This window comes from Acinetobacter sp. Tr-809 (genome assembly GCF_011753255.1).
GTDB lineage: Bacteria > Pseudomonadota > Gammaproteobacteria > Pseudomonadales > Moraxellaceae > Acinetobacter.
In genome coordinates, this window is the sequence record NZ_VWVZ01000002.1 from 144,869 (window position 1) to 168,165 (window position 23,297).

Annotated in this window: 21 protein-coding genes; 8 read left to right on the top strand and 13 right to left on the bottom strand. The window is 41.1% G+C overall.

Annotation, left to right across the window (positions count from 1 at the left end):
* Window positions 1-40: 40 nt before the first annotated feature.
* The 6 genes from F3J02_RS04785 to benA form a co-directional block, all read right to left on the bottom strand.
* Window positions 41-1,399, bottom strand: coding sequence for an MFS transporter (locus F3J02_RS04785; RefSeq protein WP_167247965.1), 1,359 nt, complete (start codon window positions 1,397-1,399; stop codon window positions 41-43).
* Between the two features lie 469 nt (window positions 1,400-1,868).
* Window positions 1,869-3,062 (bottom strand): benzoate/H(+) symporter BenE, encoded by a 1,194-nt coding sequence (gene benE / locus F3J02_RS04790; RefSeq protein ID WP_167247966.1) that lies wholly within the window; start codon window positions 3,060-3,062, stop codon window positions 1,869-1,871.
* Between the two features lie 55 nt (window positions 3,063-3,117).
* Entirely contained in the window at window positions 3,118-3,903 is a 786-nt protein-coding gene (benD, locus tag F3J02_RS04795) for a benzoate diol dehydrogenase BenD (RefSeq protein WP_167247967.1), read from the bottom strand.
* 21 nt (window positions 3,904-3,924) lie between these two features.
* The gene (benC, locus tag F3J02_RS04800) at window positions 3,925-4,941 is read right to left on the bottom strand and encodes a benzoate 1,2-dioxygenase electron transfer component BenC (protein ID WP_167247968.1); all 1,017 of its coding nucleotides are present in this window, start codon (window positions 4,939-4,941) and stop codon (window positions 3,925-3,927) included.
* Window positions 4,942-5,013: 72 nt separating this feature from the next.
* Window positions 5,014-5,514: a benzoate 1,2-dioxygenase small subunit gene (gene benB, locus F3J02_RS04805; protein ID WP_167247969.1), complete on the bottom strand. Its 501-nt coding sequence runs from the start codon at window positions 5,512-5,514 to the stop codon at window positions 5,014-5,016.
* Entirely contained in the window at window positions 5,511-6,893 is a 1,383-nt protein-coding gene (benA, locus tag F3J02_RS04810) for a benzoate 1,2-dioxygenase large subunit (protein ID WP_167247970.1), read from the bottom strand. The genes benB and benA overlap by 4 nt, the downstream gene beginning before the upstream one ends.
* Window positions 6,894-7,131: 238 nt before the next feature.
* On the opposite strand from benA, the gene F3J02_RS04815 reads away from it, so the two are divergent.
* Window positions 7,132-8,091 (top strand): LysR family transcriptional regulator, encoded by a 960-nt coding sequence (locus F3J02_RS04815; RefSeq protein ID WP_167247971.1) that lies wholly within the window; start codon window positions 7,132-7,134, stop codon window positions 8,089-8,091.
* A 78-nt stretch (window positions 8,092-8,169) separates the two neighbouring features.
* Here the strand turns inward: F3J02_RS04815 and F3J02_RS04820 are convergent, their stop codons facing one another.
* Window positions 8,170-8,745 carry a peroxiredoxin gene (locus F3J02_RS04820; RefSeq protein ID WP_167247972.1) on the bottom strand — a complete coding sequence of 192 codons (576 nt, stop codon included), beginning with the start codon at window positions 8,743-8,745 and terminating at the stop codon, window positions 8,170-8,172.
* A 134-nt stretch (window positions 8,746-8,879) separates the two neighbouring features.
* Here F3J02_RS04820 and F3J02_RS04825 point away from each other — a divergent pair, with 134 nt between their 5' ends.
* From F3J02_RS04825 to bioD, 6 genes are all read left to right on the top strand, one after another.
* Window positions 8,880-9,209 carry a DUF6176 family protein gene (locus tag F3J02_RS04825; protein WP_167247973.1) on the top strand — a complete coding sequence of 110 codons (330 nt, stop codon included), beginning with the start codon at window positions 8,880-8,882 and terminating at the stop codon, window positions 9,207-9,209.
* Window positions 9,210-9,251: 42 nt separating this feature from the next.
* A complete protein-coding gene (locus F3J02_RS04830; protein WP_167247974.1) occupies window positions 9,252-9,965 on the top strand; it encodes a hydrolase in 714 nt (237 codons plus the stop codon).
* Between the two features lie 298 nt (window positions 9,966-10,263).
* Window positions 10,264-11,559, top strand: a complete 1,296-nt coding sequence (gene bioA / locus F3J02_RS04835) for an adenosylmethionine--8-amino-7-oxononanoate transaminase (RefSeq protein WP_167247975.1) — start codon at window positions 10,264-10,266, stop codon at window positions 11,557-11,559.
* Window positions 11,546-12,700, top strand: coding sequence for an 8-amino-7-oxononanoate synthase (locus F3J02_RS04840; RefSeq protein WP_167247976.1), 1,155 nt, complete (start codon window positions 11,546-11,548; stop codon window positions 12,698-12,700). Before bioA ends, F3J02_RS04840 begins: the two co-directional genes overlap by 14 nt.
* Window positions 12,697-13,449 carry a malonyl-ACP O-methyltransferase BioC gene (gene bioC, locus F3J02_RS04845; protein ID WP_167247977.1) on the top strand — a complete coding sequence of 251 codons (753 nt, stop codon included), beginning with the start codon at window positions 12,697-12,699 and terminating at the stop codon, window positions 13,447-13,449. The genes F3J02_RS04840 and bioC overlap by 4 nt, the downstream gene beginning before the upstream one ends.
* The gene (bioD, locus tag F3J02_RS04850; protein WP_167247978.1) at window positions 13,446-14,087 is read left to right on the top strand and encodes a dethiobiotin synthase; all 642 of its coding nucleotides are present in this window, start codon (window positions 13,446-13,448) and stop codon (window positions 14,085-14,087) included. Before bioC ends, bioD begins: the two co-directional genes overlap by 4 nt.
* 18 nt (window positions 14,088-14,105) lie before the next feature.
* Here bioD and F3J02_RS04855 read toward each other — a convergent pair whose 3' ends face one another.
* The 6 genes from F3J02_RS04855 to F3J02_RS04880 all read right to left on the bottom strand — a co-directional run bounded on the left by F3J02_RS04855 (window position 14,106) and on the right by F3J02_RS04880 (window position 20,849).
* Window positions 14,106-14,876 carry a S41 family peptidase gene (locus F3J02_RS04855; RefSeq protein WP_228284324.1) on the bottom strand — a complete coding sequence of 257 codons (771 nt, stop codon included), beginning with the start codon at window positions 14,874-14,876 and terminating at the stop codon, window positions 14,106-14,108.
* Between the two features lie 642 nt (window positions 14,877-15,518).
* The gene (locus tag F3J02_RS04860) at window positions 15,519-15,935 is read right to left on the bottom strand and encodes an ExbD/TolR family protein (protein ID WP_167247979.1); all 417 of its coding nucleotides are present in this window, start codon (window positions 15,933-15,935) and stop codon (window positions 15,519-15,521) included.
* A 15-nt stretch (window positions 15,936-15,950) separates the two neighbouring features.
* Window positions 15,951-16,379 carry an ExbD/TolR family protein gene (locus tag F3J02_RS04865; protein ID WP_167247980.1) on the bottom strand — a complete coding sequence of 143 codons (429 nt, stop codon included), beginning with the start codon at window positions 16,377-16,379 and terminating at the stop codon, window positions 15,951-15,953.
* Between the two features lie 11 nt (window positions 16,380-16,390).
* On the bottom strand, window positions 16,391-17,266 hold the full coding sequence (locus F3J02_RS04870; protein WP_167247981.1) for a MotA/TolQ/ExbB proton channel family protein: 876 nt from the start codon (window positions 17,264-17,266) through the stop codon (window positions 16,391-16,393).
* 39 nt (window positions 17,267-17,305) lie between these two features.
* On the bottom strand, window positions 17,306-18,016 hold the full coding sequence (locus F3J02_RS04875) for a TonB family protein (RefSeq protein ID WP_167248372.1): 711 nt from the start codon (window positions 18,014-18,016) through the stop codon (window positions 17,306-17,308).
* A gap of 154 nt (window positions 18,017-18,170) precedes the next feature.
* Window positions 18,171-20,849 carry a TonB-dependent receptor gene (locus F3J02_RS04880; protein WP_167247982.1) on the bottom strand — a complete coding sequence of 893 codons (2,679 nt, stop codon included), beginning with the start codon at window positions 20,847-20,849 and terminating at the stop codon, window positions 18,171-18,173.
* A gap of 659 nt (window positions 20,850-21,508) precedes the next feature.
* Between F3J02_RS04880 and F3J02_RS04885 the strand changes: the two genes are divergently transcribed.
* Complete coding sequence (locus F3J02_RS04885) at window positions 21,509-23,293, top strand: ABC transporter substrate-binding protein (RefSeq protein WP_167247983.1); 1,785 nt, start codon at window positions 21,509-21,511, stop codon at window positions 23,291-23,293.
* The last annotated feature ends 4 nt before the right edge of the window (window positions 23,294-23,297 follow it).

The following is a 23,297-nucleotide window of genomic DNA, read 5'->3' on the forward strand; positions in this document are numbered from 1 at the left end:
ATATCCGAAGTCAGTGCGCCAGTCCTCGGCGCACATGGTTTTATTGCTGAGTCAGTGAAGATGGTGAGTTAAAGCTCGTTGCTGGTTGAGCCGCAACCGAGACTTTTAAATTCACCAAGAAGATAGCGAGTGCCGCGATAATGCCGGGAATCGCGATGGCGAGAAAATTCATTTGATGAGGCAATTCAAAGGTCAGCAGAGCACCAGTTAGGACAGGACCGATGATGGCACCGATTCGGCCAATACCCGAAGCCCATCCCATACCAGTGGAACGTACTGCAGTTGGGTAGAATTGCGCCACAAAGGTATAGAGCAGAATCTGTGAGCCAATCGTGGCTGCGCCTGCGATTGCAATCAGGCTGTATAAAATAAATTGTGGGCTATTAAAACCAAGTAAGATCAGGGCAGCCGCGCCGATCACAAACATGCTGGTAATCACTGGTTTTAAGTGGAATTTATCCGCTAATGCACCACCGCCAATCGCACCCACCATTCCACCAATATTCAGTGCAAACAGGAATAGCATACTGGCACCTAAAGAATAACCCGCTTGTAGCATCAGTTTTGGTAACCAACTACCCAATGCATAGACCATCAACAGACACATAAAGAAGGCTACCCAAAACATAAAGGTGCTGAAACTACGACCTTGTTGGAATAGGGCGCGAACGGGCGCATCAGTCGTGGTACTTTCATTTAGAACCAGTTCTGAATGATTGCTTAACTCAGTTTCAGGTGCAATTTTACTGACAATCATTTTGGCTTGATCGTGATGATTCGATTTCACCAAGAAAGCCAATGACTCAGGCAGAAATTTCCAGATTACAGGCAACAGCAATAGCGGAATGCCTGCAATTAAAAACATGATTTGCCAGCCCATGTCTTTGACTAACCATGCGCCCAGTAAGGCAGAGCTCATCCCGCCAATGGCATAGCCACTAAACATCAGTGCGACTAAGGTACTGCGGATTTTTTTCGGCGCATATTCGGTCATCAGAGCCACGACATTCGGCATCACACCACCAATGCCAAGCCCCGCGATAAATCGTAAAATTGCAAATTCAGTGGGGCTTTTTGCAAACGCACCTAAGAAGGTAAAGCCACTAAATAAAGTGACACAGATCAGAATGGTTTTTTTACGGCCCAGTCTGTCTGAAAGCGTGCCAAAAATCATGGCACCAAACATCATCCCGAACAACGCTGCACTGGCAAGCAATCCCGCTTGCACAGCAGTCAGTGACCATTGCTGCATCAACAAGGGTAAGGCGACCCCATAAATAACCAGATCGTAACCGTCAAAAATAATAATGATGAGACACCAGATTAATACTTTCCAGTGAAATGCCGTAAAACTGGCTTTATCAATAATGTCATTAATATTGACCTTATGTGTATCCATTGCTTCACCTCCAATTTGTGAAGTACCGAGTTATTTTTTATTAAGCTATTTTGTTATTGGGTGAGAGTCAAAAACCTAATTGATATATCTTTATGTCTTTAAGGTATTGTGATTTTATTTGCTTAATTTATTGAAATTTATATGTTTGTTATTTTGGTTTGATTCTTTTTTAAAATGTAGGTGAAATATTAAATCGTGAGAATTTTAACTATTTTATGATGTTTAAACCTTATTTTTATAATTAAAAAATCAATAAATAAACTTATAGCATGATTGAAAATAAGTCAGGATATTTTATTTTACCTAATGGTTAAAATAATGATGAACCTCCAATTAAGTTGAATGAGTTGAGATTTTAAAGTGAGATTTTTAAAATTGCCTTACTGAATTTTGATCGCTCAGCTTTAGGTGCAAAGCAGTCTGTTATTCGACAGCAAGGCGGAGAGCCGGGAGAGTTGTTCGCTTTTTCTTAAGCGGATTGTGTTGCAGCGCGTTGAGTGAGAATGAAGTGAGCAATCACTCCAATACAAATGCCCCAAAACACTGAGCTTAATCCTAAAAAATGCATGCCTGAAGCTGTCGCTAGAAAGGTAATCAGTGCAGCATCGCGCTGTTGGTCATTTTTCATGGCAACGGCAATATTGGTGGAAATTGCACCCAGCAAAGCCAAACCCGCTAATGCAGCAACCAGTTCTTTGGGTAGTAAGCTAAATAGCATCACAATACTGCCCGCAAACAGTCCACCGAGAATATAAAAAATCCCATTGGCAATCCCTGCGATATAGCGTTTTTCTTTCAATTCATGCGCATCTTTACCCATACATAGAGCTGCTGTAATGGACGCGAGCACAATGGTAATACCACCAACACAGGCAACCGCTAAGGAGGCAATACTGGTTGCACTAATAATCGGTTTGGCAGGCGTGTCATAGCCACTCAGTTTCATAATTGCCATACCCGGTAAAAATTGACCTGTTAGACTCACGAGGATTAAGGGCAGCGCCAGATTCAAGGTTGAACTCCATGTCCATTCAGGGCTGATCCATTGCGGAATGGCAAGGTTAAAACTGATCTCTACAGGATTCATTTTTCCCAATACCAAGCTCAATAAAATTCCTGTGGCTAATACCCAAATCATGGTGTAGCGCGGCATCAACCGTTTAGCGACTAGAAACACAATTAACATGCTAAACACAATCAGCGGCATGCGATCTGTGGCTGTAAACAGATTAATGCCAAATTGGAACAAGATGCCTGCCATCATGCCTGCGGCAACATCTTGAGGAATCCATTTCAGTAGTTTGTCAAAACAGCCTGTAATCCCAATCAGAAAAATTACAATGGCAGAAGTGATATAGGCGGCAACCGCTTCATTCAGGGAAATGTGTGGAAACAGGGTGACCAATAAGGCCGTTCCAGGGGCAGACCACGCGGTAATGACAGGTGTTTTATATTTAATGGAGAGATAAATCCCAGCAACTGCCGCACCGATGGAAATGCCCCAAATCCATGACACCATCATCTCTGTTGAGACATGGGCACGTTGCGCTGCCTGAAAAAAGATAATTAAGGGTCCTGAATAAGAAATCAGAACCGCAAGAAAACCTGCAACCGTGGCTGAAATAGACCAATCTTGTTTTAATGTTTTGAATAGTGTTGTCATTCTCTGATGGCCTCCATGCACATTCTGTACTTGATCTGAAATGCAAAAATCAGGGCTAACCCTGATCCCCACCTCCCACAGGGATGACGCTACCCGTGATATAGGAGGCATCATCGGACGCAACAAAGACAATCGCTTTGACCTGTTCCTCAATGCTGCCATAACGGCCCATAAAAGTACGATCTATGGTTTGATCCACCACTTGTTGCATCCAGTCTTTTTCTTTTTGACTGAGTGGGTTGTTATTGCGTGGTACTTTGCGAGGTGGGGCTTCGGTTCCACCAGTGGCGATGGCATTGACGCGAATTCCATCTTTGGCATGTTCAAAGGCCAACGATGCTGTCAGTGCATTGACACCACCTTTGGCAGCAGAGTAGGGAATACGGTTAATCCCACGAGTCGCAATCGATGAAACATTGACGATAACACCTGCCTGTTGCTGAATCATTGCAGGCAAGACCGCTCGGCAGCACCATAAAGTCGGAAACAACGAGCGATTCACTTCCTTGATAATTTCCTGTTCAGAAAATTCCTGAAAAGGTTTCATCCAGATTGCACCACCGACATTGTTGATCAGCACATCAACTCGACCAAACTGCTCAATGGCTTTGGCAACCACACTTTGTGCGCCTGCAAAGCTTTCCAGATCGGCTTGAATGGTAATGGCATCAGCACCCAAGGCTTTGACTTCAATCAGTACGTCCTGCACATAATCAGAACGATCTGCCAGAACCAGTTGGGCACCTTCTGCCGCCAGTTGTAGTGCAACCCCACGGCCAATGCCCTGAGCACTGCCTGTGACAATTACCACTTTATGCTTAAATCTTTGAGTTTGAGACATGGCTTGGTTTTCCTGTAGCTATTAATTCGCAGAGAACTTTTCGAACAGGAAATTAGCTGGTTTGATCTGTTCAGCATCTAACCAGCCACGGACCGCTTCGACCATAGGTACAGGGCCACACAGATAAACATCAACATCACCACCGTTTAGCCATTCAGATTCGATATGGCCTGTGACATAGCCTTTACGCGCATGCTGACTGTCAGGATGGGCAACCACAGTCCGATATTCAAACCAAGGGAATTGCGCCTGTAATTCTGCTAATTTCTCCAAAGCCACCAGATCAAAATCGTTGGTCACACCAAACACTAAACGTACAGGTTGGGTTGAACCTTTTTCTTCAAGCACCTGCAACATCGACATAAAAGGAGCAATGCCTGTACCACCTGCGAGCATAAGAATAGGACGAGTAACATTACGCAGATAAAAGCTGCCAAAGGGACCAGTAAAAGTCATTTTGTTGCCTGCTTGCGCAGTTTTACTCAAGAAATCACTCATCTTGCCGTTTGGAACATTTCGCACCACAAAACCAGTTAAACGATTGCCTGGTTTTGAGCTAAATGAATATGAACGGGTTTCACCTGTTTCAGGAATAGCGACATTGACATACTGTCCTGCAAGGAAATGAATATCGGGTTGACCTTCATCCAGTTGAATATCGAAGGTAATGGTCGAGTCAGAAAGATTTTCTACCCGAGCCAATGTGCCTTGGAAAGAATGAATTTCGGTTTTACATACATCAGATGATGCCTGAATTTGGAATACAGCATCTGAGCTTGGACGACATTGGCACGCCAGAATATAACCTTGTTCTGCTTCTTCTGGGGTAAGGGCATCTTCGATATAAGTTTCTTCTGGCATGTCATAACTACCAGATTCGCAGAATGCACGGCAAGTACCACAGGCACCGTCACGGCAGTCCAATGGGATATTAATTTTTTGGCGATAGGCTGCATCGGACAGGGTTTCACCTTGAGCGACACTGATAAAACGCGTCACACCATCTTCAAATTGAAGTGCTACATTGTGGTTTGACATGAGACGTATCCTACAAAATAATTTAAATTTGGGACCTCAACCAACAGTCCATTTGGCTGAGGAGAGCTATTTTTACAGGTGATAGATATCAATCACTTGATTGATATAGTCATTTTTAAGCACCACATACTTGCTTAGAATTTTTGCTTCAGCACCAGAACAATCAATCACATAACGTGACATGCCAAAGTAGCTATAGGTGGTTTTATAACGGAAGCTCAAGGTATTCCAGTTGAAGCGAACGGTGAGCTTATCTCCGTCGCGTTCAATCACTTCAATATTGGCAATATTGTGGCAAGTACGGGTGTCAGGCATGGTGGCAGAAGAACGTTCAGTTTTGATTCGAAACACACGGTCTTCTAAACCTTGGCGATCTGGGTAATAAATTAGCGAGATTTCAGCTTGTGGATCTTCAGTGAGTTGATCGTTGTCATCCCAGGCTGGCATCCAAAAACTGGCTTCAGGCGCGTAGCAATTGAGCCAATCATCCCATTGTTCATCATCTAAAAAGCGTGCTTCACGGTAGAGAAACTGGGCAATATTTTCCAAGCTGCTTTTGTCTTGAATACTCATGCGTTTTCTCCTTGAGCCGCGATTTGCTTCTCAGCGACAATGGCGTGTTTCATGGTATGCAGCCAGTATTGATGTTGCGCCAGATAGAGGCCTTCATCTTCGGTTTTAATTCCGCTTAACATCGGTTTGAGACCAATTTCATTGGCTGCATCATCGGGGCCATAAATCCAGTGTTTTGAACCACGGCACATGTCATTCCATTCCAGCGCGATGCCTGCATAACCAGCCTGACAGGCACGGAATTCTTCTAGATCATCGGGTGTGGCCATGCCTGAGGCATTAAAGAAATCTTCGTATTGACGAATACGACGCGCACGCGCCTCTGGCGCTTCACCTTTTGGTGCAATACAGTAGATTGTCACTTCAGTCCGATCGACCGAAATAGGGCGCAATACACGAATTTGCGAACCGAACTGATCCATCAAATACACGTTTGGATAGAGGCACAGATTACGCGAGCGCTCAATCATCCATTTCGACATCGCGGCACCGTATTTCTCGGTATATTCATCTGCTTTAGGGAAGTTTGGGCGATCTTCTGGATTGGCCCATTGCGTCCATAGCAACATATGACCATTTTCAAAGCCATAAGAACCACCGCCTTGCTTGCCCCAAGAACCTGCGCTCATGGCACGAATATTATCGGCTGTCTGTGTTTCTTTGCGGTGTTGTGTGGTTGCGGCATAGTTCCAGTGCACTGCTGAAACGTGATAACCATCAGCACCATTTTCAGCGGTGAGTTTCCAATTCCCTTCATAAGTATAGGATGATGTACCGCGTAGAACTTCTAAACCATGCTCGGATTGATCGACAATCATGTCGATGATTTTGCTGGTTTCACCCAAAAACTCTTCAAGTGAAGGCACATCTGGATTGAGACTGCCAAACAAGAAACCTTTGTAGTTTTCAAAACGTGCGACTTTTTTCAGGTCATGTGAGCCATCTTGGTTAAAGCAATCTGAGTAGCCAGCTTCACTTGGGTCTTTAACTTTGAGGAGTTTGCCTGAGTTGTTAAAGGTCCAACCGTGGAAAGGGCAAGTGTAAGTGGCTTTGTTCCCGCGTTTATGACGGCAAAGTTGGGCACCACGATGCGAACAAGCATTGATCATGGCGTTCAGTTCGCCGTTACGATTACGGGCGATGATGACAGGTTGACGGCCAATATGAGTGGTGTAGAAATCGTTGTTATTGGGGATTTGACTTTCATGTGCAAGATAAACCCAATTGCCTTCAAAAATGTATTTCATTTCAAGGTCAAATAGGGCTTGATCGGTAAATACTGATCGATGTAGTTTAAATTCACCGGTGTCGATATTATCGACCAGTAATTCATCAATGCGGTCAAGATGGCTGGTATTGATTACAGGAATACGTGGCATGTCCGTTCTCCGACTTTCCAAAACTGTGGAAGTCATCGAGTTGCGCTTAAAGCGTCTCGATATCCTAATATGTTGTGTTGTGGCTTGAACCGATAAGGATGAATGTGGGCAGCTGGAATCTAGCGGAAGCGATTCATAACTTCATCGGTTTATCTCTTGTCTATACCTTAAAAGAATGAGTAAACTCTGTCTAAGACCGAATTTATATTTTTATATATCTTAAAGGTATGGAAACCTCATGGAATTACGTCATTTACGGTATTTTGTTGCAGTTGTTGAAGAACAAAGCTTCACCAAGGCTGCAGAAAAACTATTTATTGCTCAACCACCTTTGAGTCGGCAGATTCAAAATTTGGAAAGTGAGTTGGGTATTCAACTGTTTGAGCGGGGCAGCCGACCTCTACAAACCACACCTGCGGGACATTTCTTTTATCAGCATGCGATTAAACTTTTGTCTAATGCTGAAGAAATTAAAAGTATGACGAAACGGATTGGACTGATTGAACGCAGTGTCACGATTGGTTTTGTCGGATCGTTACTGTATGGATTATTACCTCGGATCATTTATTTATTTAGACAACAGCAGCCACATCTCAATATTCAATTGGTAGAAATGAGTACTACAGAACAGCTGCAAGCCTTAAAAGAAGGACGCATTGATGTAGGCTTTGGACGCTTGCGGATTAGTGATCCTGCGGTCAGACGGATTTTATTGCGGAAGGAGCGTTTGGTTGTAGCAGCGCATACCAGTCATCCGATTGCACAGCGGACGGAAGGGGTATATCTCGCAGATCTGATTGATGAGAAGATGTTTATGTATCCCACTTCGCCGAAACCGAATTTTTCGACGCAACTGCTGAATATCTTTGCCGAGCATAGTCTCGTGCCAAAAAATATGCATGAAGTACGGGAAATTCAACTGGCCTTAGGGTTGGTGGCCGCAGGTGAAGGTTTATGTGTGATTCCTGCCAGTGCCGATACCATTCGCTTTCCACATCTCAATTACATTCCGATTCTGGACAATGGTGCGGTTAGCCCAATTTTTCTGACGGCACGGGCAATGGATCGCAGTGAAGACCTACAGCTGTTATTTGATTGTGTTTATCAGGTCTATGATCTGGAAGGTATTCCGTATCAACGGACTGTGTTTACACTGGATCAGAATCCAATTGATGATTCCAATGGCATTGATTTTTAAACACGTATAAAAATGCCTAGTCTTTAAAAAACTAGGCAGATGATCAATCCAGAAATTGACTCGAGATATTTGAAGCGATTATTTGCTTTGTAAGGTTTTTAAATCCTTCAACACTTGATCGGCATGAGTTTGAGTATTCACACTGGTGTAGTGATACATCACCGCACCTTGAGGATTAATCAAAAAACTCTCGCGTTTGGCAATTTTAGTAATACCCAAGTTTCGAACAATACCAAATTTAGTTGCCAGTTCACCTTTATCATCAGCAAGAATTGGGAATGGCAGACCGAGCTTTTCTGAGAATTTTTGATGTGATGCAACATCATCTAGACTGACACCCAGTACCACAGCATTTGATTTGGTAAATTGAGGGTAGAGTGATTTAAATTGATTGGCTTCTTGGGTACAACCTGCTGTGTTGTCTTTAGGGTAGAAATATAGCACCACCCATTTGCCTTTATATTGATTTAAGGTGTGCCATTTGCCAGTTTGATCTTGCAGTTTAAAGTCTGGCGCAGACTGTCCAACCCATTCTTTTTGTGCAGTATCTTGCTTAGAAAATAAGGTACTTTGTGCGCTACTGAGTGTTGGTGCGCTGAGTAAAAAAAGTGAACTACATAAAACGAGAACTTTGGACTTTATCGTATTCATCATGTTGATCTCAAAGTGTAATAGCAGCTACTTTAGCAAATTTAGAGATTGGATGTGGTAGAAAATTCTTTACAGGGTTTTGCTCTGCTTTATATATTTAAATTGAATAGCGATTTAGAAAAAGAAAAGGAAAATCAATGGATGTTGGTGCAGTTCTGATTAAATTAAAAGCAAATAGGCAGGCTGAGGTCGAGGCTTGGCAGCGAGAAATTCAACAACGTAAAGCCGAAGCCATTCAAACACTTCAAGCTGAAGGGGTAACTGTTGAATCTTGGTTTCAACTTGAATTGAATGGCGATTATTATTTGCTCGCTTATATGCGTGCCAAAGATATTGCTCATGCTCAGCAGGTGGCGAGAAATAGTTGCTTTGATATTGATCAAGTTCATCGACAGTTCAAGCAACATTGGGAGCAAGTGATTCCAGCGCAGCTTTTGGTAGATTTGGAAAATAATAACGAATGTTAATCAGCGTATACTGTGTTGAAGTTTTTGGAATTGAGCAAACGCGTGATCTATAAGATTCTACTCATCACAGGATGGGGTGGTGGTTCCGAATTATTAAAACCTTTACATGAGGCTTTAGAACAAAAGGGACATAGTGTTGAGCGGATAAATATCTTTAATGCGCTGGATAATGACATTTTGCAACAGCATGTCGAACTTGCAGTGAAGTTTGATGTGATTGTCGGATGGTCGCTTGGCGGACAACTGGCAACTTTATTGGTCGATCAAATTCAACAACAATATGCTGAGCAGAAAGTTTTAATCACTTTAGCATCGAATCCATGTTTTGTGGAACAAGCAGATTGGATGACTGCCATGCCTGTTGAAACCTTTACCCAATTCAAACAGTCATTTGAACAGGATGCTATTACCACGCTAAAACGGTTTGGCTTATTGGTGTGTCAAGGTGCCAGTTCAGCAAAAAAAGACTTTTTGGCTATGCAGAAATTGATTCGTCCACAGCCGATAGCATTGCTTAGGGACGGATTGCAGTTGCTGGAGCAATTAAAACTGGTTGAGTTGTATGAAAATTATCAGGGTAGACAGTTGCATGTCTTTGCCGAGCATGATGCTTTAGTTCCTTACCAAGTTATGCAAAAAACTAAAGATTTGGCTGCAAAGAATCTATCTGTTGTTTCGATCGATGGCGCTTCACATGGTTTTCCATGTTTTATGGTTGAGCAGACTGTGCAAATAATTGAAGATTTTATTCAATAGACGGTTTAATCTTGCTTGAATTGAAAGTTCTCGCAATATATTTTAGATTTTGACAAGTTTAAGATTATGCATACAGATTTTAAATCTGTTTAAGGCGGAGTCGTACTGAGTTTTAATTTAATTTCAGGATAAGCTTTCAGCTAGACTTACTTTGGTTTCGCCCAAAGTAAGCAAAGGCATTTGTTAAGCTGATGGTACATCCTTGATACCACAGCTTAACAGGCGGCATCCATGCCGCCTCCATGATGGTAGAAACTGCCATGAATTTAATTGGCTTAGGATGAGGAGTAAATAAAGGATGACAGACCCATTTGATTTAGAACATATATGGCATCCCTATACTTCGATGTTAAATCCACTGCCAACTTTTAAAGTTAAACGTGCCTATAGTGCGACGATTGAATTAGAAGATGGTCGAACTTTAGTTGATGGCATGTCATCATGGTGGTGTGCAATTCATGGCTATAACCATCCTGAACTAAACCAAGCAGTTTCAGATCAATTACAAAACATGGCGCATATCATGTTCGGTGGTTTGACCCACGAACCTGCAATTGAATTAGGTAAATTATTATTAAAAATTACGCCGCCGAACTTAGATAAGATTTTCTACGCAGACTCAGGTTCTGTTGCCGTAGAAGTAGCGTTAAAAATGGCAGTTCAATATTGGGCTGCATTAAACAAACCAGAGAAAACCAATTTTATTACTACCCGTTCTGGTTATCATGGTGACACCTGGAATGCGATGTCTGTGTGTGATCCAGTCACGGGGATGCATCAAATTTTTGGTACAAGTTTACCAAATCGAATTTTTGTACCCGCGCCACAAAGCCGCTTCGATGGTGAATGGGATCCACAAGATATTCAGCAGCTCAAACAGCAGATTGAACAGCATCATCAGAGTATTGCTGCACTGATTATCGAACCGATTGTACAAGGTGCGGGAGGGATGCGTTTTTATCATCCTGAATATTTACGTCAAGCCAAGGCCTTATGTGAGCAATATAACTTGTTATTGATCTTTGATGAGATTGCGACAGGTTTTGGGCGCACAGGTAAAATGTTTGCTTGGGAACATGCCCAAGTTGAACCCGATATTATGTGTATTGGCAAAGGTTTAACGGGCGGTTATATGACGCTGTCTGCAACCTTGACCACTAAGCAAGTGGCTGAAACCATTAGTCGTGGTGAAGCAGGTGTGTTTATGCATGGCCCAACCTTTATGGCGAATCCGCTGGCTTGTGCAGTAGCATTAAGAAGTACGCAATTATTGGTTGAGCAAGATTGGCAAGCCAATATTCAACGGATTGAAAAGATTCTGGCTGAACAATTAACAGATTTAGCTCAGCTCGATCACGTTGCTAATGTACGTGTTTTAGGTGCGATTGGTGTGGTTGAATTGACATCTAATGTCGACATGAAAACCTTACAGCAGCAGTTTGTTGAACGTGGTATTTGGGTACGCCCATTTGGGAAATTGGTCTATGTAATGCCACCGTATGTGATTAGTGATGACGAGCTACATTATCTATTAACACAGATGAGTGAAGTGGTGAAAAATATGCAAGGAGTAAATGTGAATGTCCTTGCTTGATCATTATGCTGAGCAGCTTGACCAACTCAAGCAGCAAGGTAATTTTCGTCAATTTACTTCAAATCAACAGTCTGGACGATGGATTGCCATTCAAGATCGAACTATGTTGAATCTAGCCTCTAATGATTATTTGGGCTTGGCTGCTGATTTGCATTTAAGAGAAGAATTTCTTGATACGCTGAAAATCGAACGAGCGCTCTTTAGTTCATCTTCTTCACGTTTGCTTACGGGTAATTTTGCAGAATATGAACAATTTGAAAATAGCCTAAGCAAAGCCTTTTGTCGTGCTGCCTTACTCTTCAATAGTGGCTACCACATGAATATCGGTATTTTGCCTGCCTTGTGTGATAGCAAAACCGTGATTTTGGCCGATAAACTGGTGCATGCCAGTATGATTGATGGGATTCGTCTGTCGACTGCTCAATATGTTCGTTATCGTCATAATGATTTGCTGCATCTGGAACAGTTATTGCAAAAGTATCATCAAGATGAGCAAGTTGAACGCATTATTGTGGTGACCGAAAGTATTTTTAGTATGGATGGTGACGAGACTGATTTAGCTGCATTGGCTCAGTTAAAGCAAAGTTTTGCCAAAACCATGTTGTATGTTGATGAAGCACATGCGATTGGCGTCAGGGGGGAGCAAGGTCTGGGTTGTGCTGAACAATATGGTGTATTGGATCAGATTGATTTCTTGGTTGGAACCTTTGGTAAAGCAATTGCATCAGTGGGCGGTTATATCATTTGTGATTCGATTATCCGTGACTATCTGATTAATAAAATGCGTCCGTTGATTTTTAGTACCGCTTTGCCGCCAATCTCGATGGCATGGTCAGATTTTATTTTTCATAAAGTGTTGAGCATGCGGCAACAGCGTCAGCATCTGGCTGAGATTAGCCAATATTTACAGCAAGCAGTGATTAGGAAAGGTTTTTCAAGCCCATCGAGCAGTCATATCATTCCGATTATTTTGGGTGAAAGCCAAGCTGCAATTGAAAAAGCACGCTATGTACAACAACAAGGTTTTTATGCCATGCCGGTACGCCCACCAACAGTACCGCAAAATAGTTCACGCCTGCGTATTTCATTAACCTCTTTGGTGCAAAAAAATGAATTGGAACAATTGGTGGAGTATTTGTGAGCATCAATAAAGCACTGGTTGCTCAACGTTTTGCCAAAGCAGGGCAAAGCTATGTCGAGCATGCTGTGGTACAAAAACAGATTAGTGCGCAGTTATTTGAATACCTTAAAGTGTATTGTCCGCAAAGTTTGGGTTCAGTCTTTGAGATTGGCTGCGGTTCTGGCAATTTAACCCATTTATTTCAATCTCATTTTCAGGTTGAACAGCTGTTCTTAAATGACTTGTATGAAGATGTTGAGCAGCATTTTATACATTTTAAAGCTGTGAATTGGCTGATCGGAGATGTTGAACAGCTGACTTTACCTCAGTCCTTAGATGCAGTGATTTCCAGTTCAGCATTACAGTGGATGATTGATCTGCCTAGATTATTGCAGCGAATTCATGCTGTGTTAAAACCCAATGCATATTTCGGTTTTTCTACTTTTGGGCCAGACAATCTAACTGAAATTAAGCAGCTAACAGGGCAAGGCTTAAATTATATTAGCTTAGAATCTTTAAAGCGACAGCTTGAACAGCAAGGTTTTGAAATCCTATTGATACAGCAAGATCATAAGCAGGTTTATTTTGATCATCCAAAATCTGTATTACAGCATTTAAAGGCAACAGGTGTAACGGCAACAGCTCAATCGCATCGCTGGACCAAGCAATCCTTGCAGCAATTTTATTCAGATTATCAACAGTTTTATGATGAGCAGGGTTTCAGCCTGACTTATCATCCGATTTATGTGATTGCGCGGAGAATAGCATGAGTGCAGCAATTTATTTTGTCAGCGGTATTGATACTGAAATTGGTAAAACTTATGCCACAGGTTATCTTGCCAAACTTTGGACAGAACAGGGGCAGCGTGTCATTACTCAGAAGTTGGTACAAACTGGGAATGTAGATATCTCGGAAGATATTGAAAAACACCGTGAAATTATGGGCAGTGGCTGGTTTCAAGAAGATCATGAAAAGCTGACCATGCCTGAGATTTTTACTTATCCAGCATCACCGCATTTGGCGACACGTTTGGATGGACGAGATTTAGATTTCGCGAAAATTGAAGCTGCAACCAAAGAATTGGCTCAGCGGTTTGAGGTCGTATTGTTAGAAGGTGCTGGTGGATTGATGGTGCCTTTAACCACAGAATTGTTGACGATTGATTATATCGCTCAGCATCAATTTCCTGTGATTTTAGTGACTTCTGGGCGTTTGGGCAGTATTAATCATACCTTATTGAGTTTAGAGGCTTTAAAACAGCGTGGTTTGAGTTTGCATGCTTTAGTGTATAACTTAAAGGATGAGTCGAAAGATCCACTTATTTCGAAAGATACCGCTGATTATTTAAAAGCTTATTTGGCAAAGTATTTTCCTGTTGCTCAATGGATTGAGTTGGAAAAGTTTTAGTTTCATCCTTTATTGACGTTATAGTTTTTCATTTTCTAATAAGCGTTGTGCCAAGGAAACTTCAGCATCATAGGCGGTTTTATTCTGGGGCTTAGTCAATTTGATTTGAGGCGGAATACCAAGACGATCGACATCTTTGATGCCCAAATTGACATGAGTTCCTGCATAACTTAAGTAGATTTTATTTGATGGTGTTAACTTTTCTAGCATATTTGATGCTGCAATTGTGCCATAGGTATTTTGCCCCATTGTGATGATATTGGGGTTTTGTTTTACGGTTAAAATAAACTGTTCGCATGAACTTCCACACTCTGAACTCATCAAGATAATCACTTTTTGGGGGTGAGCTAAAGTATCCTGTTTGTTAATGGTGTGCTTAATTTCATCCGTATCAAATAGACTAACCCAATTCCATGGTTGTGTTTGCATTCTTGTGATGATTTCATCAATCGATTCGTTGTCCGAACTATTGTTGAGTAGTGTTTTATAGATTGCCCAAGCTTTAATATTTTCTGGAGTAGAGAATAGTTTAGGTGATTGGAACCAGTATTCATAGTGACCTAATAATTGCATTAAAGGTAAATAATTTGAGTCATTGCCACCGTTATTTTCACGAACATCAATAATGATATAGGGTGCAGTGCGGATATTATCCTGATTCTTTTGAATAACATTTTCTAACTTTTCTTTTACTCCCTCTCGAAAAGAGGTGACTTTGATGTAGGAGGTGAATTCAGATAATTTTTGCGTCTCGATTAATCTCTGATCTGAACTTGAAGTTGGATTCAAATGAAAACCATTAAAGATGGATTGATCCGCTGCCCACAGATGTCCTTTGCGTATCGTACGTAAAAACGGTTCAATGATTTCAACACAATCATTAACAGATGTAATTTGGGCTATTTTATTTTGTTGTGTTTCGAAGGTCTTAATGACGATATCTGGATATTTTTTCCAACCTTCAGCTTGAATACCTGCATCATTTTCTAGTAAAAAGTTTGCGATAAAATTGAAATCTTGTTGGCACTGTTCATTGGTGAAAGTAGTATTGGTCGTTGCTCAATGTGCAAGGCTAGCACAGGTGCTGAGCAATAAAGTAATACAGTATTTTTTCATGATTTATTAAAAGAAACGTATTTGATGTTTGTGTTATTGAAAATGATGTTCAGTTATTGGATTAAGATGAATGAAATGCACTTTTTATAAGCATTATCATTTAATGAAAATCGCTATAATTTCACATATGAATAAGGAAAATGCAATTCATCTGTAAGGATTTTAATAAACTAAAATAATTGATAGATATCATGTTTTTGAATAAGATAGCTTTATTTCGAATGAGACTGAATGGCAATAAAAAAAGCTAACAAGCGAACTTGTTAGCGCAGGAGTAAAATTGTAGTTATTGGATTAATTTATTGTTTTCTTTTTTTAGTTATTACTGACGATACCAATTTTAGTGACATTGCTCTGTTGAGCGAGTGCCATCACCATCGCAATATTTTTATATTCAGCTTGTGCATCAGGCTTAAACTTAATCTGATCCTGATCGGCTTTTTGCGCGACTGAATCAAACAAGGCTTTTAAGGCTGAACGATCTGCTACCGTTTGATCATTCCAAAAAATATGTCCTTGTGCATCAACTCGTAAATTAATGGTCTCAGGTGGTTTTTGCTCTGTCGGTGGAGGCGTGCCATTTGGCAAATTAATGTTAATGGCATTATTTGGAATCGGGATAGTGATAATAAACATAATCAACAACACCAACATGACATCAATCAGCGGTGTCATGTTGACGTCGAGCATCACATCTTCTTCATCATTCTTTGAACCCACATTCATACCCATGTGTGATTCCTCCTGTTATGGCGCAGAAGCAGGCGGGGTAGTGACAAATGCAATTTTGCCAATCCCTGCTTGTTGGGTTGTACTGATCACCTGATCAATTGCTTCATAGTGAGTCTGTTGATCGCCACGAATATGAACCTCAGGCTGCGGACGTTTTTGTGCTTCAGCTTGTAAACGAGCAAGTAAAGTTTCTTTATTTGCAACGTGTTGTTCATTCCAGAAAATATCGCCCGTTTTATTGACGGAAAGCTGGATATTTTGTGGAGTCGTGGCATAAGGTGTGTTTTTCTCTTCGGGTAGTTTTACTGGAACCGTATGTGTGACGACTGGAACTGTGATTAAAAAGATAATCAGCAGTACCAGCATGATGTCGACCAGTGGGGTCGTGTTAATCGTCCCGATGACATCATCGTCATTTTGATCTGAATTAATCATCATGCCCATAATAGTGTTCCTTATTTAGAATCACGGTTTGGGTGATTACTATTTAAGTCACCGCTAAGTAATACAGCATGTAGGTCTGAACCAAATGAGCGAACATTGTCCATCACTGCTTTATTACGACGGGTTAGCCAGTTATAGCCAAGCACAGCAGGAACGGCCACTGCAAGACCAATTGCGGTCATAATCAACGCCTCACCCACAGGGCCAGCAACTTTATCAATCGATGCTTGGCCTGAAATACCAATTGCAGTAAGGGCATGGTAAATCCCCCAAACGGTTCCAAATAATCCTACGAATGGCGCAGTTGAACCCACTGTTGCAAGGAAGGCTAGGCCATTACTGAGATGGCTTTGTACTTTCTCAATAGCACGTTGGATCGAGATCGTCACCCATGTGTTGAAATCAATACGCTCCAATAAGGTGCCATCATGATGTTTGGTTGAACGGATGCCTTTTTCAGCAATATAACGGTAGCTACTATTGCTATTTAAACTTTCTGCAGCGCTATTTAAAGACTCTGCTTCCCAGAAATGACGTTCAGCTTCTGTGCCATGGCGCTTGATTTTACTTTGTTGAAATACTTTCGACAGAATGATGTACCACGTCCCAATTGACATCAGAACCAAGATAAATAATGTTGATTTTGCGACTAAGTCACCTTCGCGCCAAAGTGCTTCTAAACCATATGGGTTATGTACTTTTTCAGCTGTTGCAGGTAATGGTGGCGGGGTTGGTGCTGCTTGTGCTGTGGCATCAGTTGTTACGGTGGTTACTGCTGTGGTTTGCGTAGTCTCATCAGCCCACACGGTTGCAACTGGTAGTAAGGTCGTGCCTGCGATTAGGCCAATTGCTGCGATTCGAGAAATACGTTTTGCTGTGTTCTTCATCTTTAAATTCTCCAAAAATTGTTTATTCAATGCATTTAATTAGGAAATCGTGAATGGATATTCGATTTCGTACCATTCTTGTTGTGGTACACCGTCTTTCATTGCTGGTTTAAATGTACACAGGCTATAAGCTTTGACTGCTGCTTTATCTAAGCTTTTACTACCACTCGACTTTTTGACTTTCGAATCAATCACTTTGCCTGAACCGTCAACCAGTACACGAATACGTACCGTACCTTCTTCTTCATTCATCAGGGCTTCACGTGGGTATTCAGGTTTTTGACATCCTGCTTCACCTTCAGAAACACCACGCGAAATTCCTGCTGGTTTAGCTGGAGCTGCAGGCGCAGTAGGGGCTGTTGGAGCGGCAACAGGACTCGGACTTGCTGCTGGCGCAGGCGTTGGTGTAGCAACAGCCGTTTTAGTTGGTTGAGCAGGTGCTGGTTTTTGTACAGGTGTAACTTTCTCCACCTGTTTCGGTGGGTCAGGCATCTTGGCCACTTTTTCGACCATTTTTGGTGGCTCGGGTGGCTTTTCTTTAGGTTTAGGTTCCTCTGGTTTTGGAGGCGGTGGTGGTTTGATGTCCTGAATAATCTGTAGTTCTACAGGTTTGTCGACGGGCTTGCTAAAGTCGGTCGCTAAACTTGTCATCAGAATATAGGCGATAATGAGATGGAGAAATAACACCAAGCCAATACCAACAAGGCGTTTGGCAGGTTGATTTTCACTCTCAGAAAAGGGAATGCCCATAATTACTCCTGAAATTGTAATCATGGATTCATCATCGTTTGGAGGACGGGATCAATTAAAAAATTGATACTGACCGCTTTAATTTTTGATGAATCATAGGATTACGGTAAACCACTGCGACATAATGGAATTTATGTTGCAGTGGCGAAACTTATTAAAATTTGTAGGTGCCTCTCAGGAAATATGCTCGCCCAGTTACATCGCTGTAGCGAGGGTCGTAACCATATTGGAAGTTATCTAATACATTCGATGCGGATGGTTCCTCATCAAATATATTTTTTATACCTGCAGTAAGCTCTAGATTTTTAAAACCTTTATAGGTTCCTGAAATGTTGTACAGGGTATAGTCACTAACACGATGGTTGTCGAATTTATCATCACCCGTTTCATTTTGATCTTTATAACCTCGGTAGAACTCTTGCTCGAATACCATTTTCCAGTTTTCATAGCTCCAATTTACATTGGCAACATGCTTCCAGCGTAAAATTGCAGGGTCATCGTATTTGCCTGTATAACTGTCCCAAGTTCCACCTTTTTCTTCTTGTCGGTCATAATTAATAATATAAGTTCCATCAATTCCAAAGCCAAAGCGGCCTGTTACGGTCATTGGGGATAGGTAATTTAAGGCAAGGTCAATCCCTTGGGTTTTAACCCCACCCATATTGGTTAATGCGCTATTGATATATTGGAGACGGCCATCTTCACCACGAATGAAACGATCTGCATATTTTTCTGGATCACCAAAAATCATGGCTTCACCAATACTATTAATCAGGCCATCAATTTTGATGTTGTAATAGTCAGCAGAGAAAACAAGATTCTTAATGGGTTCTACTACAAAACCAGCCGTGATTGAGGTGGATTCTTCTGGTTGTAAACCTTTGGTTCCGCCCTGAGTGCGATAAAATTGCGTATTACATTCAGTCTTATATTGTTCTGAGATCGCTTGTCCATTTGGGCAAAGTACAGGGTCATTGTATTTCGCTCCTGTATAGGTCTTACTCTGTGGTGCATTGATGTCATACAGACTTGGTGCACGGAAACCTGTACTGTATGAAGTACGGAACATTAACTGTTTTAAAGGCTCCCAACGGAAGGCTACTTTAGGATTGAAAGTATCACCAAAATCACTGTATTTATCATAACGGGCAGCAAGTTGGGCTTCTAATGTTTTGGTAACAGGGATATGTAGCTCAGTAAAGACGGCTGTGATATCTCGTTTGCCCTTACTTTCTGGTTTGTCTGGATCAATTCCACTGCCTGGGACTTGTCTTACAATGTCTGAGTTAACATTTGCTTTCCAGTCTTGAGAACTGAAGCTTCCACCGAATGCAAAACCGACATCACCAGCGGGAAGGGTATAAATTGGACGACTGACATTAAAGTCAAATGTAGTTGCAGTTAGGGTGCCTTTATTGGTATCTCCTTTAACTTCGAAGGATTGCCATATATTTTGATCAGCACTTGGACCAAATGGATTCAGTTTTCCTGCATTTAAAGCGGCTTGTACTTGGCTCTGATTGAGATAGCCACCCGCAAAACCATCTGTTGCTTCACTGCGCGCATAAGAAACACCAGTGTTGATATCCCATCCATAGGCTTCACCCTCTAAAGCAAGTAGTGCTCGATGTGATTCATTAACAGGATTGGATATTCGATTACCTGCTTGCGAACGTAAATAAAGCTCTAAAGGTTCTCCACTTAAGCCACTGACAGCAGGTGTAATTCCGTTTCCTGGGTAGTAAGGACTTGTTGATGGAAGTGTAACAGAGCGGCTATAAACATCAGGTGCAATAGAAGTTGTAACTTCATTACGTGAATAAACATATTCACCAATGGCATTAAAATTGTCATTTAATTTGAATGTGCCGCGCCCGAGTGCAGAAATGGTTTCTGATTTTGGAACGATACCGATCAATGCTTGTGTATTTAGATAGCACAGCCCACCATCTGCAACTGTATTTGGAGCATTATTACATCCTGTACTCGCATATGGGTTGCCCAGTTTTCCTGTTTTCGGATCACGAAAATTGGCAGGAAAACCATTGGCTGAACTTGCATCGATCCCTAGCTCAGGCAGAATGCCGCCTCTTTTACTGGCTTTACGATCACTTGCCATAATGTCATTTGAACGGCGGTAATCAATGACGCCCATCACATTAAAACCTTGCTCCTCCAAATCCCCATAACCACCAAATATAGAGACATCCTGTTTGTCTCCCTCATTTTCTTCAGGCTGGATCAAACCAGCACTAATATTTAATCCTTCAAAGGACTTCTTGGTAATAAAGTTGATTACACCTGCAATCGCATCTGCACCATAAATTGCAGAAGCTCCATCACGGAGGATTTCAATGCGATCAACCATAGCCATTGGGATAATATTCAGGTTGGTTGTTGATGTACTAAATGGACTATATGCCAGACGACGACCATTCAATAAAATCAAGGTCTTATCTGTACCTAATGCACGTAGATTTGCTGATGAACCTTCGGTATTACTTGCACCAACATTCTGGGCAGTAGCGAATCCAGCTTGGTTGGCACTGACTTTGGTTAAAGCCTCTTCAACGGTGGTTACGCCTTGCTTGGCAAGGTCATCGGCTTTGATAATCGTAATAGGCGATGCACTCTGTGCTGCAACCCCCTTAATGGATGAACCTGTAACAGCAACTTTTACGACTTTGGCTGCTTTTTCCTCGGAAGGCGATTCAGCCTCAGCAGCATGAGCCATGGTTAAACACAGCATACTTAAACTGAGCGTACTGAGTTTAAGTATGGTTCTGCTCGCTTTTGGCAGAGCGCTTGGTTGAGCGAAGTTGGCTTTTTTCATTGATTATTTAACCCCTAAATGGATTGCCACTCTAAAAATTCAATAAATCCGTTTTAGCAAGAGCTGTGCCAAACCCTATTTTTAGATTTCGGTTAATGTAGAATAAAATGTGTAAAAGTGTTTTAGTTTTTATATATAAGCTTTTCATATTTTTACTAAATATTAAAAATATTGAAATAATTTTAAATGTGGATTGGTTAACATAAAGTTCCAAATAAGGTTTGGTTTTGTAATGCATTAAAATGAATCATAAAGTTTTATTTTTGCTTTTTTGTGGTGCAAATCATCTTTTATTGTTATAAAACATGTGTTTTATTATTTTTATTTCATTGAAATGGAAAATAATATATAAAAATATGATTTGGCATAAAGTTACTTTTATTTAAGATGCGTGAAAATTAGACCTGCTAAGAATACATTTTGATTAAAAAATAAACATAATTTTTTTATTTGAAAAGTGGCATGAATTTAGCTAGGTAATTTGCGATCTTTAAGGGGTTTTTCTTTTGACTTAATTTTTCCAACTGGTAAAACATCATTAAATAAATGATTTTTTGATAAAAAATTGGAATGAGAATCGCTGAAAGGGAAACGGTTGTAGTGTTGAATGCTATGCGAAAGTCTAGTATTTATTAAAAAACGATGATGTGAGCACTGATTTGAAGTCAACTTTTTTTACGGTCACAGTATTATCAACCGTTATTGCACTCATGCCGATGGGGTATGCAAAAACACCTGCTCAAGCAGATAAAGTACTCCGTGTTGCATTTGAAGCACCAGATGATGGCTTTGATATGGTTAAAACTTTCAATTTTTATAGTGGCAGTGTTGCCGATGTAATTTTTGAAAGGTTGCTTCAATATGATTATCTAGCAAGCCCAGTTAAACTGGTACCTGCAACAGCTGAGAAGCTACCTGTTATTGAAAAGGATGGTCAAGTTTATATATTTAAAATAAAACCAGGGATTTATTTTACTGATGATCCGGCATTTAAAGGCAAGCGTAGAGAGCTGGTTGCAGAGGATTATGTATATTCAGTTAAGCGGATATTAGACCCTAAAAATCATGCTTCGGCATTTTCTTTTATTGATAATAAAATTATTGGTGCAAATGCATTGGTTGAGCAAGCCAAAAAAACAGGCACATTTAACTATGATGCCAAGATTGAAGGCGTAAAAGCTCTGGATAAATATACGATTCAATTCACGCTGACGCAACCTGATTATAATTTCCCTTATATTTTGGCCTATAGCACCTTTGGCGCGACTGCACGTGAAGTTGTTGAATATTATAAAGATCGTTTGGCTATGCATCCTGTGGGGACAGGGCCCTACATGCTGAGTAAATATGTGCCACGGAGTAAGATCGAACTAGTTGCCAATCCTGATTATCGTGGTTTTATCTGGAACTTTAAATCGACAGGAACAGCTTGGGATAACCAACTTGTCAAAGAAATGAGTGGCAAGCAAATGCCGCAAATTGGTAAGGTCAATATCAGCATTATCGAAGAAGAACAATCACGTTGGCTGGCTTTTCAGTCTAAACAGCTTGATTTTGATAAGGTGACTTCAAGTGCAATTCCGAAAGTGCTCGATCAAAACAACCAGTTAAAAGCCGAAATGAAAAAACAGGGTATACGCCTCTATGCCAATAAAGAGGCAGAAATCACTTATTCTATGCTGAATATGCGGGACCCAATAGTTGGTGGTAATAGTCTAGATAAAATTGCATTAAGACGTGCCATCGCCATGTCTTTTAATGTCAATGAATATATTCGTATCTTAAGAAAAGGTCAGGCGGTTAAAGCTGAAATGCTAGTCCCTGCTGGCATTAATGGTCATAACCCGAATTATCGTAGCAGTATTGGTTATAACCCTTTACTGGCGAATAAATTGCTGGATCATTTCGGCTATAAAAAAGGTCAAGATGGTTATCGCAATCTGCCTAATGGTAAGCCTTTAACATTAAAAATAAATACCGAGAGTGGCACATCTTCTGTGATGTATTCTGAACTGTGGAAGAAGAATTTAGATGCAATCGGTATCCGAGCAGACTTCAAAGTAAGTAATTTTGCAGATAACTTAAAAGCCGCTACCCAGTGTCAATACATGATGTGGAGTGGGGCATGGCATGCAGATTATCCAGAGGGTGAAAATTTCACCCAGTTGCTTTACGGTCCGAATGTTGGGCGTGGCAATCAGTCCTGTTATCAGTCAGCAGCCTATGACAGTTTATATAAGCAAGCGATGCAGCAGGCTCCTGAAAAACGTATGCCATTCTATGAAAAAATGAGCCGCCAAATTGAAGCAGATGGGACTTGGATTTTGCAAGATACACGGATTCGTAACTGGTTGATTCAACCTGAGGTTCAAGGCTTTAAAGCGCACCCAATTATGAATACCAATTGGCAATACTTAGATATTGTTTCACCAAATCAAAAATAAGTGA